We start from the raw sequence: 15177 nt of genomic DNA on the forward strand, positions 1-15177 counted from the left end.
TGATCTCTCGCTGAATGTCCGTGGCCCCGGATAAGCTCGTGAACAGTGGTCCCCGAAAGGAGGATGCCGTGGCCGTAATACAGCACGAGGAGCAGGTGCGGGTGCAGGAACAGCCCGAGCTGACGCTTGGCGAGGCAGCCGAACAGCTCGCACGCTCGCTGCCTGGGCATCGCGTGGAGATTCTCCAGGGGAGGCTCACTGTGACTCCACCGGCGGACGTATCGCATGCCCTGGCTCTGTCTTGGCTTGGCGAGGAATTCGGAGCCCGGGCACGCACGGTGGGGCTCAGGCTCGTTCAGGGGGTCGGGCTGTGGCTGCCCTCCGGGCCGGAGGACTACGCGATTCCTGACTTGTCTGTCGTCGAGGCCGACATCAAGGACGCCCATGTAATGAAGAACTGCTACGCCGCCCATGCCTTCCGCATGGTGGTGGAGGTGACCTCGACCAACTGGTCGGACGACCTCGGACCCAAGGTCGAGGATTACGCTCAGGCCGGCATTCCTGTCTACGTCGTCGTCGATCGCAAGCACGATCAGGTGCTGCTCTGCAGTGACCCACGGAGCGGCGAGTACAAGAACAAGGTGCCCCACAAGCGTGGGACCTCGTTCACCGTGCCGGACGTGGTCGGTGTCGAGATGAAGCTCTCCGTGGACCGCCTCCTCGACGGCGACGAGGACTGAGCCAGGACCTTCCCGCACGGAGTGTCGTACCCGCGTGCGACACTCCGTTTCATGCTCGGTGTCACGGACCTTCCGACCTATCTCGCCGGCCTCGTGCTGATCGTTCTTCTGCCGGGGCCGAATTCGCTGTACGTGCTGTCCGTCGCCGCCCGGCGCGGTGTGCGGACCGGTTATGTGGCCGCGGCCGGTGTGTGGACCGGGGACACCGTGCTGATGACGCTGTCCGCGCTGGGGGCCTCGTCGCTGTTGCAGACGACGCCGGTGCTGTTCGCCGTCGTCAAGTTCGCGGGTGCGGGCTATCTGACCTGGTTGGCGATCGGCATGCTGCGGGCCGCGTTGGTCATGTGGCGCGAGCGGCACCGGCGGATGGCCGAGCTGACGGAGGAGGCCGCCGCGCCCGGGGCCGCCGCCTCGATGGAGCGGCCGTACCGCCGGGCGCTGGTGGTCAGCCTCTTCAACCCGAAGGCGATCCTGTTCCTGATCTCGTTCTTCGTGCAGTTCGTCGACCCCGGCTACGCCTACCCGGCGCTGTCCTTCCTGGTGCTGGGCACTCTGCTGCAGATCGCCAGCTTCCTCTATCTGTCGATGCTGATATTCGGCGGCACCCGCCTGTCCGCCGCGTTCCGCCGTCGCAGGCGGCTTTCGGCGGGGGCCACTTCGGCGGCCGGTCTGCTCTTCCTGGGATTCGCCGCGAAGCTCTCGCTCAGCAGCGTGTGACCGAGGGCCGGTACGTGACCGAGGGCGCCGCGCCCAGCGGGGCCAGGTACTGCGCCAGGCCCGAGGCGTCCTCGCCCGCCCAGCCGATGTAGCCGTCGGGGCGGACGAGGAACAGGCCCTTTCCGTACGCCTCGTAGGCATCCGCGCGATGCACGCGGACCAGGTCGTCGTCGAACGCCGGGAGCGGGACGTCCGTGCCGACCGCCAGCAGCGTGAAGTGCGGGCCGCGGAACACGTCGAAGAGGCGCCCGCCCCCGCCCCCGCCCGCCGGTCCGTCCGGGGCGCGGTCCCCGGAGTGCAGGGCGCCGGCCCGGCCCACCGAGAGCGGTCCCTCGCGATAGCCGAGGCCCAGCTGCTGGGTCGCCACACCGCGTTCCTGCTCGCCCCGGTGGATGCGGGTGGACAGACCGAGCATGTCGGCCGCGACCGGGCGGCGCTCCTCCTCGTAGCTGTCGAGCAGGGCCGCCGGTGCGCCGTGCCGCAGCACCTGGCCGAGCTTCCAGCCCAGGTTGTACGCGTCCTGGACGCTGGTGTTCAGGCCCTGCCCGCCCGCGGGGGAGTGCACATGGGCGGCGTCGCCCGCCAGGAAGACCCGGCCGTCGCGGAACCGGTCGGCCAGTGCGGCGCGCGGCCGGAAGTCGGAGGACCAGCGGACCTCGGTGATGTCCCGCGCCGTCAGGTGCGTGCGGGCGGCGACCAGCGCGCGCACGCCTTCCGGGGAGGTGTCGGGCTCGCCCTTCTTGAACTGGGCGACCAGCTGGAAGTCCGCCGTCCCGGGCAGCGGGCAGAGCGTGAGGAAGCCCTCCTCGCCGCTCATCACATGCCAGTTGAGCCGGTCCAGCGCGGCCTCGGCCACGCGCACGTCGGCGACCAGCATCGGCGCCGGGTCCACCGTCTCGCCCGTCATCGCGATCCCCAGCACCCGCCGGACCGTGCTGCGCCCGCCGTCCGCCGCGACGAGGAAGGAGGCCCGGACCGCCCCCGTGTCCAGGTGGGCCGTGACGCCGTCCGCGTCCTGGCCGAGCCCGGTCAGCGCGGTGGAGAAGGCGACATCGCCGCCCAGCTCGCGCAGCCGGGCGAGCAGGATCTCCTGGGTGCGCCACTGCGGCAGCACCCACGGCTGCCCGTACGGCTCGGCCGGGGTCGGGGCCGCACGGCGGAACATGTCGTGCTCCTGCAGCCGCTCCCCGTTCTGCCAGACCAGCCCCACCGGCGCCGGGCCACCGTGCTCGCGCACCGCGTCGCCGACCCCGAGGTCGTCGAGGACCTCCCTGGTGCGCGGCTGGATTCCCTTGCCGCGCGAGCCGGGAAAGAGGGCGGGCGACTGCTCGACGACCAGGGTGCGCACCCCGCGGCGGGCCAGATCGCAGCCGAGGGCCAGACCACAGGGACCGGCGCCGACGATCAGGACTTCGGTTTCCTTAACGCTGTTAAGTTCCATGGTTCGGAGTGTGTGCTTAACGCTGTTAAATTGTCAAGGTGGGTACAACGAAGATCGACCGGGCACGCGTGGCCGACGCCGGGCTGCGGCTGCTGAACGAGGTGGGCCTCGACGGGCTCACCCTGCGCGCCATCGCCAGGGAACTGGACGTCAAGGCACCCGCGCTCTACTGGCACTTCAAGGACAAGCAGGCGCTCCTCGACGAGATGGCCACGGTGATGTACCGCCGGATGCTCGCCGAGGACCTGCCCGGCCCGGCCCCGGAGCGCTGGCAGGACCAGCTCGTCGCGTACAACAGCGCCCTGCGCACCGCTCTGCTGCGCTACCGCGACGGGGCGAAGGTCTACAGCGGCGCCAGATTCACCGGCAACGACCACGCCGACGGCCTCGAAACCCATCTGCGGACGATGGTCGACGCCGGGTTCGAGCTGTGGCAGGCCGTCCGGGCGGGCATCACCGCGTACTCGTACACCATGGGTTTCGTCACCGAGGAGCAGGGCGTCCAGCCCATGGCCGACGAGCGGCGCGACGGCTTCGACATCGGTGAGCGCGCGCAGCGGATGGCCGGCTATCCGCTCGCCGCCGCGGCCGGTGCCGAGATCTTCGCCCAGTACGACGAACGCTTCGAGGATGGCCTGCGGCTGATCGTCGCGGGCATCGAGGCGCGGTACGGGGTGCGCTGAGCGGTGGTCAGGTCAGGCGGCCCGACCCGCTCGTCAGGGATCTGCGCAGCAGCGGGGTGCACCACCGCTCCACGTACCGGTGCAGCAGCCACGCCAGCGCCAGCATCAGCGCCACCGTGAGCACCGCCGTCACCCCCGCAGGGATGCCGAGCCGCCGGTGCAACGCGCTCACCGCCACCCACCCCAGATGTTCATGGACGAGATAGAACGGGTAGGTCAGCGCTCCCGCGACTGTCAGCCAAGGGCGGTCGAAGCGGGCGAGGGCGCCGAGTGCGACAGCGGCGACCGCGGCGAAGCCGGCGGTCACGATCGCGATGATGACCAGCGACGAGCGGTACGAGAAGTCGTGCGGGCCCGCCGGGTGCCACAGCGCGGCCACCGCGTAGTGCTGGCTGAGCAGCCAGCTGACGCCGACGATGCCCCAGGCCGTGGCGTCCCGCCGGTTGCGGTGGACCAGGTAGAGCCCGATGCCGCCGATGAAGAAGGGGGCGTACTCGGGCATCAGGACCACCTCGGCCAGAGGCTCGCCGGATGCCTTGCCGAGCGCCGCGGCCAGCGTCCACGCGGCGCAGAACAGCACGATCCGTCGTCTGCTGGCCCCCGGCAGCACCACGCACACGGCGAACAGGGCGTAGAAGCGGATCTCCGCCCACAGCGTCCAGCACACACCGAGCACCCGGTCCACGCCCAGTGGCTGCTGCAGCAGTGTCAGGTTCACCAGCGCATCGCTGGGGGAGACCGCCTTGTACGCCACAGCGGGCAGCGCGAAGACCAGTGTCACCAGCAGGACCGCCGCCCAGTACGCGGGCAGCAGCCTGGCCGCCCGGGAGGCGAAGAACGAGGCCAGTGAGCGGCCCCAGCCGCTCATGCAGATCACGAAGCCGCTGATGACGAAGAAGATCTGCACCCCGAGGCAGCCGTAGGCGAACCAGGTGTGGGCGGTGGGGGACAGGGATGCGGCGGAGGTTCCCCACGCCTTGGTGATGTCGCCGCCCCGGCCGCCGTAGTGGTACGCGGCGACCATCAGTGCGGCGACCAGCCGCAGCCCGTCCAGAGCGCGCAGCCGGGGCCTGGCGCGCGCCGGGCGGCGGTCCCGGGGCGGCGACGACGACGGGCGTGGTGGCGCCGGCACCGGCGCCGGGGCGGCGAGAACCCGCTCGAGGGTCCTGCCCGGATTCTCCGGAGTGATGGTCACGGCCTTCCCTTCCCACAGTGGCGAAGGGTCAGGTTAGGGCGCTCCGATGCCCCGAAACGGACGAGAGGGGATCAGTTTCCCGTGCTGACAGGGCGAGTTCATCTTGCGGCCGTTCAGGTTTCTTAGCGTGCTACGGAACCTCAAACGGTTGCCGAACCTCTGTACCCCTCCATATGCCCCCTTCCCCCCACGGGCACCAGACGCTTGGAGCGCCATGACGAAAGCCCGCACCCGTTGGCCACGGCAGCGTGACGCGGAGGACTCGCTCCCGCCCGAAGGCGGTACGTCCCACCTCGCCACGGTCCGGCCGACGGAACTGGAGACCTGCCTGCGCGCCTGCGCCGCGCACAGCGGGAAGCTGGTCGCCGGGCTCGACCGGCGGCGTACGGCACTCGCGGAGGCCCTGCGGAATCTGCTGGCCACCCACGCCACGATGGAGCAGACGTCCTCCGGGGCCTCCCCGATCCCGCTGCTGCGGCGCACCGCCAAGGGCGGTTCGGGTTCCGCTCTGGTGCTCGGCGACGAGCTGCTCGACCCGCTGCTCGCGGTCGGCAACAAGGCGCTGGACTGCGGTTACGAGGACGAGCTGAAGCTCGCGATCCTCATCACGGACACCGTGCTCACCCAGCGCAAGCGCTCCCGGGCGGGCTGGCGGCTGCGGGCCCGGACGCTGGAGGCGATGGGCGCGGAGACCGCCGCAGTCGAGGCGTACGGGCACTACCTCGACCTCACCGACGAGGACGGCTTCGGGGTCGCGGCGAAGACGGCCGGGCTGCGGGTGGGCGCGGAGCGCCAGAGCGAGCTGCTGCGGAAGCTGGAGCGCGACTGCCCCGAGGCCGCGGCTTTCGTCGGCCGGTCCGTCACCGAGTCCTGGGCCGAGGGCCTGGCGCTGCAGGGGCGGGGGGACTGGAACGAGGCACGGCCCCGGCTGATCGGCGCACTTCTGACCCAGGACCGGGTCGGTGCGCCGGTACCGGAGATCCAGGAGGCCCTGGCCCAGTACCTCGGCCTCGCGCTGGAGGTCAGCGGCGTGGCGGGCAGCGGCGGCAGTCCCCGCGGCAACGCGGGCACCGGCGATCTCGCCCTCCTCACGGACCTCATCGCGCTCTACGCCGAGCAGCGCCGGACGCGGATGCGCGGCCCGATCGTCGACCCCACCTTCGGCGGCGTCGAATGGACCACGCTCGGCGAGTTCCGTAACCGCATCGCGGGCAAGTCGATCTGCCTGATCGCCAACTCGCAGCGTGTCGGGACCGGTTCGATGGGTGCCGAGATCGATGCGTACGACCTGGTCGTCCGCTTCAACTCGTACAAGATCGACCCGTCGGCGACCGGCAAGCGCACCGACATCCACGCCACTATCCACAAGCACGGCTTCAACTGGAACCAGAAGGTCCACACCCGGCTGGTCTTCGGTGGCGTCTCCGGCGACTGGAAGTACTCGCTGCGCAACCGGCTGGTGCCGGGCGCCCAGCAGTACCTCGGCGACGAATCGCTGCGCTGGCCGCTGCGCGACATCGGCAAGGTCGGCGCGGCTGTCTGGCCGGCCATCCCCACCAGCGGCTTCAACATGCTGTGGCTGCTGGACTACCTGGACGTCAGCCCGCAGCTCGACCTGATCGGCTTCGACTTCTACGAGAGCGGCGCCTACCGGCTGCCCGCCGCGATGAAGATGCCCATCACCTCCGTGCATGAGTACACCAGCGAAAAGGCGTGGGTCATGGAACGCGCCCAGAGCGTCACCGATATGAGGATCCGACTGCGATGACGACGACGCCCACTACGACCGACGCACCCGCACCACAGGCCCCCGCCCCCGCGAACGCACTCACCGGCAAGCGCCGCGTCGCCTTCGCGAGCTTCGTGGACGAGAACTATCTGCCCGGCTTCCTCGCCCTGCTGCGCAGCCTCGCCCTGTCCAACCCGGCGGTCTGCGAGGACTTCATCGTCCTGCACGACGGGCTGCGCCCCGCCTCCGTCGCACAGATCCGGGCGCTGCACCCGCGCATCGACTTCCGCCAGGTCGACGCCGCGCACTACGACACGTACGCCAAGGGCGACCAGGACAACTACCTGGTGCGCAAGGCGTACTTCATCCTTGATGTCTTCCGGGTGCGCGACTACGACACCGTGATCACCCTGGACACCGACATGGTGGTCCTCGACGATCTGGGCGACCTGCTGACGCTGCGCGACGGCCTTGCCGCCGTTCCGCAGTTCTTCTACGGGCAGCACAAGCTCAACAGCGGGCTGCTGGTCATCCAGCGCGAGTATCTGAGCGACGAGTTCTGCGCGAAGATCGACGACGTCGGCCGCAAGGGCACGTACGAACTCGACAAGCACGACCAGGGCATCCTGAACGCCGTGCTCGACGGTGACTTCGTGCAGCTCGACGCCCGCTACAACTTCGTCAAGCGGCGGCTCTCCGGCGACCTCCCGGTGCCCGACACCACCGCGATCCTGCACTTCACCGGTCGGCACAAGCCGTGGCAGGGCGGCGAGGCCGGCTACGGCCGGGCCGAGGACCGCTGGCGCGAATTCGAACTGTCCGACGCCGAGTTCCACGCCGCGTACCTGGCGCTGCCCGGCGCCAAGCACCACGACCTGCTGGTGCACTACGGCACCGCGCACGTCCGGCGCACCGCCGACCCCGAGAGCGCCCGCCGGGTCGCCGCCGCGCACATCGGCGCCGGTGAGTACCAGGAGGCGGCCGACCTGCTCGGCGGCGTCCGGATCCCCGTCGACGAGGCCTGGTCGCACGAGGTGCTCGGCCACGCGCTGATGAGCGTCTCCCGCTACGAGGAGGCCCGCGCCCAGCTCCTGCTGGCCGGCGCCGCCCCCAACCGGGCCGCGACCGCCTTCTCGCGCCTCGCCCAGATCGCCTGGATCCACGGCGACGACGCCACCGCCGCGCAGTACGCCCTCGAAGGGCTCGGCGTCGACCCGACCCACCGGGCGAACCGGCTGATGTACCAGCGGACCAAGGACGTTGCCATTCCCGTCGAGGGACCGGCCGCCGAGCAGCTCGCGCACGTCGCCTTCTACATGGACCGGCAGGGCAACGCCGGGGACAAGCTGCTCCCGGAGAGCGTCCGGTTGGCCTTCGGCCGCGACACCGGCCCGGCCCGCTGGCACTCCGTCCACGCCCACCGGCTCTTCGACGAGGCCGCACTGGAACGGGTCAACGCCCGCCGCGGACTGGTCATCGGCGGCGGTGGCCTCTTCATCCCGGACACCGCGCCGAACGGCAACAGCGGCTGGCAGTGGAACGTCCCCGACGAACTGCTGGACCGGATCGACGTACCCGTCATGGTGTACGCGGTCGGGTTCAACGCCTTCGACGGCCAGGCGTACGGCCACGGCCGGGACCGGTTCCTCTCCTCCCTGCGGAAGCTGGTGGAGCGCGCCTCGTTCTTCGGGCTGCGCAACCACGGCTCGATCGAGAAGGTCCGCGAGCTGCTGCCGGCGTCGCTGCACGACAAGGTCCGCTTCCAGCCCTGCCCGACCACGGTCACCCGGCAGCTGGTGGACGGCTGGACCGACCCCGTACAGCGCGAGAACACCGTGCTCATCAACGCCGCGTACGACCGTTCCGGGCTCCGCTTCGGCCACGACTACGCGCACTTCCTCGCCGAGATGGCCACTGCGGTGAAGGAGCTTGGCAAGCGCGCCGAGGTGCAGTGCGTGGCCCACTCGCTGGACGACGAACGCATCGCCTTCGACCTGCGGCGCGAGCACGGCATCGCGCTGCCGGTGATCCCGATGTACGACTTCGAGAACGACGAGATCCGGGCCACGTATGCCCGGACCAAGCTGGTCATCGGGATGCGCGGGCACGCGGGCATGATCCCGTTCGGCTGCGGTACGCCGATCATCAGCCTGATCTCGCACCCGAAGATGGCGTACTTCCTGTCCGACATGGAGCGGCCCGAGTGGGGCATCTCCGTCCATGACCGGCACCTCGGCGCACGGCTCGTGGAGCGGGCGGCCGGGCTGCTGGACAACCATGCGGCGGCGGTGGCCGATGTGCACGGGCGGCAGCAGGAACTGTGGAAGGTCACCGAGGCGAACGCGGCGGACCTCCGGGTGATTCAGGGAGGCGTGCGCGTCTGACGACACGACGAAGGGGGCGGGGTGCCGACCGGGCACCCCGCCCCCTTCGTCGTGTCGTCGACCGCCGGGCGGGCTCGAAGCCCGCCCGGCCGATCGACGGCAGTGGCCCCGGTCGACGGGCCGGGCCTCCGGTGGCCGCCTACCGTCGCACAACCCTCCGCAACGACTTCGCCCGCCGCGCGACCCTGCGCACCGCGGCATTCCGCGGCAGGAACGCGAACTGCGCTGGAACCCCGCCGGGCAGCCCCAGCGACGTCAGCCGCTTGCGCTTGAAGTAGCGCCAGGTCGTGGCTGTGAGATGGGCGGAGAGATACCGCTCAGCGGCCGAGCGCAGATTCGGATAGATCTTCGGCTGCATCGTGAAGCCGACCGCGGTGATCAGTTCGTTCAACTCGGCCGGCGCCACCACGACCGTTTCCGTGGCCGTTCCCCGGCCGCCGAGCCCCGGCACCACCGCGTCCACCAGCGTGACCGGAACCCGGTTGCTGTTCTCGAACGGGGACAGCCGCTCCAGCAGCGTCTCTGTACCGACCCGTGCCACCGGCAGCCCGTAGAACGCGGACGCGGTGAGCAGCGCGGTTGAGAAGCAGCCGACGACCAGCGCCGGCCGCATCCGCTGGTACAGCACCTCGGCGAGGACCGGCGCGGTCAGCACCCCCGAGTCCAGCACGGTCAGCTCCGCACCGAGTTTCGCCGCCTCCGTCTCCATCGCCTGCGACCACTGGGCCGGGGCCGTCGGATGCGGCTTGAACACCAGGCGGGTGTGGCCGAGTCCGACCGCGCCGCGCATCATCCGCAGGTGCAGCTCCTCCTCCTCCGTCGCGCTGATCAGGCCGAGCGCGGAGAGGTACTGGCCGAGCAGCAGCGCGGGCGCGTCCACGGACGGCACGCTCGCTGCGACATCGTGCGCGTCGCCCAGTTCACCGAGCACCTTGAGGAACGCCTCGGTCGGCACGATCTGCGACGCCACGCCGAACTCCGTGAGCAGCAACGGCTTCAGCCCCGGCACGAGGTCGAGGTGGAGCAGCCGCCGCACCCGGGTGCCGATCAGCGGGTCGATCTTGTTCCTGGTCGGGCCATAGCTCATCAGCCCGTCCGCGTACACGTCGATCGGTACGCCGGTGAAGATCTCGGCGATCGCCATCGCCGGGTTGACCTGGATCGACTCGATGGCGAGCTCGATGTCGTCGTCGCCGAGTCCCCAGGCGAGGCGCAGATGCCGCTCCCACAGCGGTACGTCGTCGGGGCGCGGGGCCCAGCCGCTCGGGTGATGGGGGGCGATGGTCGCGTTCCACGACACGATGTCGTCGAACCGGCCGCGCAACGCGTCGAAACCGGGCATCGCGTCGACGGCGGGTGTCGTCTCCGGGATCGCCGCGTTGTTCGAGACGAGCAGGATGCGGCGATCGGCGTCCGCGAAGACGCCCGCGTCCAGGGCGGCGGCGAGCGTGGCCGCGCCGTACAGGGTGGAGGCGAAAAAGATCTGTGTCGTACGGGTCCGGATGCTGCTCATGCGGCCGCCACCTCCTTCGCGGTGACGGGCCGGCGGCGCAGCCGGCGCAGCAGGGTCGCGCGCTGCAGGTCCATCGAGTCGAGGGCGTCGTCCAGCACGTCCTGCGGCATCCGCTTGAGCGCTCCGGCGCTCATCGTTTTCAGGGCACGGGCCACAGAAGGTTCGAACCTTTCCATCGAACTCATGTGATGCGAAATGATTGCGCAATAGGTACGGACCGCTTTCGGCAGGAGTGCCTGCGCGTCGCGGTCCGTCGCTGTTTCCCGTACGACTTGGTCGAATGAGCGAATGAAATCGAGCTGGCGCACGTCGCCGATCTGGGTCAGTGACGAGGCGACGCCACGCCGGTAGAAAATGCCGAGAAGCCCCAGCACCGCAAAGGAATCCGCCTCGCGGTGCAGCCGCCAGATCCACGGCCGGTCCTCGGCGGTGCGCAGACCGTCCGTGAAGTGCAGCAGCCCGCGGTCCAGGAGCCGCCGGTGGTAGAGGCCTGCCCAGGCGTACGGATAGTCGACCGAGGTGGTGCGACCGGCGGGCAGGATCGCGTCCCGCGGGTCCATGACCTCGCCCCTGCGGCCGTGCGGGACGCGGTGGACGGTGCGGGTCCTGCCGTCGGCCTGGACATGGTCGGTACGGACGAAGTCGCAGCCCAGCGCCTCGGTACGGGCGAGCAGGTCGGCGTAGAAGCCGGGGGCCAGCCAGTCGTCGCCGTCGAGGAAGGCGAGGTACTCACCGCGGGCCGCGTCCAGACCGGTGTTCCGGGCGGTGGCCAGTCCGCCGTTCTGCTTGTGTCTGCGTACGACCACCCCCGGAATCTCGTCCTCGGCGCGGCGGAGTATGTCCGCGGTCCCGTCGGTCGAACAGTCGTCGACGAGGATGAATTCGAAGTCCTCGCGGGCGTTGGCCCGCAGGCTTCTCACGGTGTCGGGGGCGTATGTCTGCACGTTGTAGAACGGCACGATGACGGAGAGCTTAACCACCCTTCACACGCTAGGGGGGCGCTCGTCATTTGCCCTGGCCCCAGGAGGGACGGCAGGTGAACGACGAATGTCGGAATGATGAACTGGTCCAAATCCGGGAGGGTTACGGGGCATTTGGGGAGCTGATTAGCCAACAGTCGGCGGGCTGTTAACCATCTGTTGCCGTCGCGTTGGGCCGCCAATCGAAATGCCTTCCTAACTTCTAGGACGTGCCCCCACGTACCAGCAAAACGACGGCTCTCCGGGTAGCCGTACTCGCCGACTCGGACACCCGGTGGAAATGGGGCGCGCTCACCGCGCGCCGCCTGACCACCGGGGCCCCGGACGCGTCCCGGGCAGCGGACCGGCCGGTCGAGATCAGCGGACTCCTGCTGCGCGGCCGGGCCACCCCGACCCCGCGCCAGCTCGCCGAGGTCGGCGACGTCGGTATCGACGCCGACCGGGTGCGCGAGGTGACGGCCGTCGAATTCCTGCACACCGTGCGGGACGAGGGATACGACGTCGTCGTGCTCGCCCTGGTCGGGGGAGCCGTCCAGGCCATGCTGCACGGCCTCGCCGCGCTGCGGCTGCCCGCCAGGCCCGTCGTCGTCACCGGCTATGTCGGAGTCGTCTACGAGAAGCTCGCCGACGGACTGCTGCTGAGGCACGGAGCGGACGTCGTCCTCGCCAACTCCCGCCACGACGCGGAGCGTTTCCGCGCGGTGTACGAGGGAGTGGGCGCCGACGCATCGGCCGTCACAGAGGCCGCCCTGCCGTTCCTCGGCGGGGAGCCGCACCGCCCGCAGGAGGGCCGCGACACGGTCGTCTTCGCCGCACAGCCCTCCGTACCGGCCTCCCGCGCCGACCGTACGTATCTGCTGCGCAGGCTCGTCGAGCACGCCCGGCTGCACCCGGACCGCGAGGTGCTGCTGAAGCTGCGCTCCAAGCCCGGCGAGCACACCACGCACATCGAGGAACTCCCCTACCAGCGGCTCGCGGAGCGGCTGCCCGGCGGGCTGCCGCCCAACTTCCGTCTGGTGTACGGGCACATGGGCGAGGTCCTGGACCGTACCGACCTGCTGGTCACGGTCTCCTCGACCGCCGCGCTGGAGTCCCTGCACCGGCGCATCCCGACCGCGATCCTCAGCGACCTCGGCGTCCGCGAGGCGCTCGGCAACCACCACTTCGTCGGTTCCGGACTGCTCACCTCCTGGGACCACCTGGACGGCGGCTTCCGCCCGGAGCCCGACGGGGAATGGCTGGCCGGCCAGGGCGTCGCCGCCGACGGCACGTACGCCACGGCCTACGACAACGCCCGGGCCCGCGTCGCCGCCCTGCTCTCCGCCGCGCGCCTGCCCGACCTCGCCCCGTACTACACACCGGCCACCGCCCCCGGCTACCTCCCCGGCATCCTCGCCCGCCACCACCTGGCCCCCGACGGCCGGCCGCTGCCGGGCACCGACCGGCCGCGCGAGACCGGCGGGGTGCGCGGAGCGGTGCGCGAAGCGGTCCGGGAGGCGGCGCGGGGCGCGTACCGGCAGGGCGTCCAGAGGGTCGCCCCGGTCATCCGACGGATGGGCGAACTGTGACCACTTCCACCACCACGACACCAGGAGCAGCGATGACGCCGCCCACCGTGCTCGCCGTGATCCCCGCCCGCGGCGGATCCAAGGGCGTACCGGCCAAGAACCTTGCCCAGGTCGGCGGCGTACCGCTGGTCGCCCGCGCCGTGCGCGCCTGCCTGGCCTCCCGCGAGGTCACCGACGTCGTCGTGACGACCGACGACGCGGCCATCGCCGACGCGGCCCGCGCCGCGGGCGTCACCCTGGGCGAGCCGGACCGCGTGCACATCGTGCAGCGCCCGGGGGCCATCGCCGGGGACAAGTCGAGCAGCGAGGACGCGGTGCTGCACGCCCTGGACGCGTACGAGGCGATGCACGACCGCACGGCCGACGTGGTGCTGCTGGTCCAGTGCACCAGCCCCTTCGTCGTACGCGAGGACATCGACGGCGTCGCCGCGGCGGTCGCCCACGACGGCGCCGACACGGCGGTCACGGTCGCCCCCTTCCACGGCTTCATCTGGCGCGACGGCAGTGCGCTGGAGGAGGACAACTACGGGGTCAACCACGACAAGTCCGTCCGGCAGATGCGCCAGGACCGTCCCGAGGACCTGCTGGAGACCGGCACCGCGTACGCCATGAACGCCGAGGGCTTCCGCACCCACCGCCACCGCTTCTTCGGCCACACCGCCCTGGTGCGCACCGACGCCGCGCGGGTCCTGGAGATCGACGACCCGCACGACCTGGCCCGCGCCCGCGCCCTCGCACCGCTCCTGGACCCCTCGCCGCTGCCCACGCGCGAGGACATCGACGCGGTCGTCCTCGACTTCGACGGCACGCAGACCGACGACCGGGTCCTCATCGACTCCGATGGACGCGAGACCGTCGCCGTGCACCGCGGCGACGGCCTGGGCATCGCGGCGCTGCGCAAGGCCGGGATGCCGCTGCTGATCCTGTCCACGGAACAGAACCCGGTCGTCGCGGCCCGCGCCCACAAGCTCCAGATCCCGGTCCTGCACGGCATCGACCGCAAGGACCTGGCACTCAAGCAGTGGTGCGACGAACAGTCCATCGCTCCCGAGCGCGTCCTCTACGTCGGCAACGACGTCAACGACCTGCCGTGCTTCGCCCTCGCCGGCTGGCCCGTCGCGGTCGCCAGCGCCCATGACTCGGTACGTGCCGCGGCGCGTGCCGTCACGACCACCCCCGGCGGCTTCGGCGCCATCCGCGAGATCGCGGCCTGGCTGCTGGGCCCCGCCCTCACGACCACAACACCCGCTCGGTCCCCCGAGTAACCCGAATGACCCAGGGGCCCCAAACCCCGAACACCCCAGGGCCCCCAAGCCCGCCAGTCCCACAAGCTAAGGAAACACATCTCATGAGCACCTCCCGTCTGCGCACCTTCGGCACCCGCACCGCGGGCCCGGGCCAGCCCGTGTACGTCACCGGCGAGATCGGCATCAACCACAACGGCGACCTCGACAACGCCCTCGCACTGATCGATGTGGCCGCCGAGGCCGGCTGCGACGCGGTCAAGTTCCAGAAGCGCACCCCGGAGATCTGCACCCCGCGCGACCAGTGGGACATCGAGCGCGACACCCCCTGGGGCCGGATGACGTACATCGACTACCGCCACCGCGTCGAGTTCGGCGAGGCCGAGTACCAGGCCATCGCCGAGCACTGCGCCGAGCGCGGCATCGACTGGTTCGCCTCCCCGTGGGACACCGAGGCCGTCGCCTTCCTGGAGAAGTTCGACGTCCCCGCGCACAAGGTGGCCTCCGCCTCCCTCACCGACGACGAGCTGCTCCGCTCGCTGCGCGCCACCGGCCGCACGGTCATCCTCTCCACCGGCATGTCGACCCCGAAGCAGATCCGCCACGCGGTCGAGGTCCTGGGCAGCGACAACATCCTTCTCTGCCACGCCACTTCGACGTACCCCGCGAAGGCCGAGGAGCTGAACCTGCGGGTCATCAACACCCTCCAGCAGGAGTACCCCAACGTTCCGATCGGCTACAGCGGCCACGAGACGGGCCTTCAGACGACCCTCGCCGCCGTCGCCCTCGGCGCCGTGTTCGTCGAGCGCCACATCACCCTCGACCGCGCCATGTGGGGCTCCGACCAGGCCGCCTCCGTGGAGCCGCAGGGCCTCACCCGCCTCGTCCGCGACATCCGCACCATCGAGGCCTCCCTCGGTGACGGCGTCAAGAAGGTGTACGAGTCCGAGCTCGGCCCGATGAAGAAGCTCCGCCGCGTCGCGGGCGTCGTCGCCGAGAGCGCCGAGGCGGCCCAGGCCGCCGAGCCGGTCGCGGTCTGACGG

At 70.7% G+C, this 15177-nt stretch carries 12 protein-coding genes; 8 read left to right on the forward strand and 4 right to left on the reverse strand.

Annotation, left to right across the window (positions count from 1 at the left end; translation table 11 throughout):
* Window positions 1-68: 68 nt before the first annotated feature.
* Both OG507_RS25165 and leuE read left to right on the forward strand, forming a co-directional pair.
* On the forward strand, window positions 69-680 hold the full coding sequence (locus OG507_RS25165; protein ID WP_327372078.1) for a Uma2 family endonuclease: 612 nt from the start codon (window positions 69-71) through the stop codon (window positions 678-680).
* Between the two features lie 51 nt (window positions 681-731).
* Window positions 732-1397: a leucine efflux protein LeuE gene (gene leuE, locus OG507_RS25170; protein ID WP_327369436.1), complete on the forward strand. Its 666-nt coding sequence runs from the start codon at window positions 732-734 to the stop codon at window positions 1395-1397.
* Here the strand turns inward: leuE and OG507_RS25175 are convergent.
* The gene (locus tag OG507_RS25175) at window positions 1384-2838 is read right to left on the reverse strand and encodes an FAD-dependent monooxygenase (protein ID WP_327369437.1); all 1455 of its coding nucleotides are present in this window, start codon (window positions 2836-2838) and stop codon (window positions 1384-1386) included. The two genes, leuE and OG507_RS25175, sit on opposite strands and share 14 nt — an antisense overlap.
* Window positions 2839-2876: 38 nt before the next feature.
* Here OG507_RS25175 and OG507_RS25180 point away from each other — a divergent pair, with 38 nt between their 5' ends.
* Window positions 2877-3521 (forward strand): TetR/AcrR family transcriptional regulator C-terminal domain-containing protein, encoded by a 645-nt coding sequence (locus tag OG507_RS25180; RefSeq protein ID WP_327369438.1) that lies wholly within the window; start codon window positions 2877-2879, stop codon window positions 3519-3521.
* 7 nt (window positions 3522-3528) lie between these two features.
* Here OG507_RS25180 and OG507_RS25185 read toward each other — a convergent pair whose 3' ends face one another.
* Window positions 3529-4716: an acyltransferase family protein gene (locus OG507_RS25185; RefSeq protein WP_442811011.1), complete on the reverse strand. Its 1188-nt coding sequence runs from the start codon at window positions 4714-4716 to the stop codon at window positions 3529-3531.
* A gap of 214 nt (window positions 4717-4930) precedes the next feature.
* Between OG507_RS25185 and OG507_RS25190 the strand changes: the two genes are divergently transcribed.
* Both OG507_RS25190 and OG507_RS25195 read left to right on the forward strand, forming a co-directional pair.
* Window positions 4931-6484 carry a hypothetical protein gene (locus tag OG507_RS25190; RefSeq protein ID WP_327369439.1) on the forward strand — a complete coding sequence of 518 codons (1554 nt, stop codon included), beginning with the start codon at window positions 4931-4933 and terminating at the stop codon, window positions 6482-6484.
* Entirely contained in the window at window positions 6481-8829 is a 2349-nt protein-coding gene (locus tag OG507_RS25195; protein WP_327369440.1) for a glycosyltransferase, read from the forward strand. Before OG507_RS25190 ends, OG507_RS25195 begins: the two co-directional genes overlap by 4 nt.
* Before the next feature lie 139 nt (window positions 8830-8968).
* On the opposite strand, the gene OG507_RS25200 is transcribed toward OG507_RS25195, so the two are convergent.
* Window positions 8969-10342 carry a polysialyltransferase family glycosyltransferase gene (locus tag OG507_RS25200; RefSeq protein ID WP_327369441.1) on the reverse strand — a complete coding sequence of 458 codons (1374 nt, stop codon included), beginning with the start codon at window positions 10340-10342 and terminating at the stop codon, window positions 8969-8971.
* Complete coding sequence (locus OG507_RS25205; protein WP_327369442.1) at window positions 10339-11322, reverse strand: glycosyltransferase family 2 protein; 984 nt, start codon at window positions 11320-11322, stop codon at window positions 10339-10341. The genes OG507_RS25200 and OG507_RS25205 overlap by 4 nt, the downstream gene beginning before the upstream one ends.
* 209 nt (window positions 11323-11531) lie before the next feature.
* Between OG507_RS25205 and OG507_RS25210 the strand changes: the two genes are divergently transcribed.
* From OG507_RS25210 to OG507_RS25220, 3 genes are all read left to right on the forward strand, one after another.
* On the forward strand, window positions 11532-12890 hold the full coding sequence (locus OG507_RS25210; RefSeq protein ID WP_327369443.1) for a DUF6716 putative glycosyltransferase: 1359 nt from the start codon (window positions 11532-11534) through the stop codon (window positions 12888-12890).
* A gap of 32 nt (window positions 12891-12922) precedes the next feature.
* A complete protein-coding gene (locus OG507_RS25215; protein ID WP_327369444.1) occupies window positions 12923-14155 on the forward strand; it encodes an acylneuraminate cytidylyltransferase in 1233 nt (410 codons plus the stop codon).
* 83 nt (window positions 14156-14238) lie between these two features.
* On the forward strand, window positions 14239-15174 hold the full coding sequence (locus OG507_RS25220; protein WP_327369445.1) for an N-acetylneuraminate synthase family protein: 936 nt from the start codon (window positions 14239-14241) through the stop codon (window positions 15172-15174).
* Window positions 15175-15177 lie beyond the last annotated feature (3 nt).

The organism is Streptomyces sp. NBC_01217 (assembly GCF_035994185.1).
Classification (GTDB): domain Bacteria; phylum Actinomycetota; class Actinomycetes; order Streptomycetales; family Streptomycetaceae; genus Streptomyces.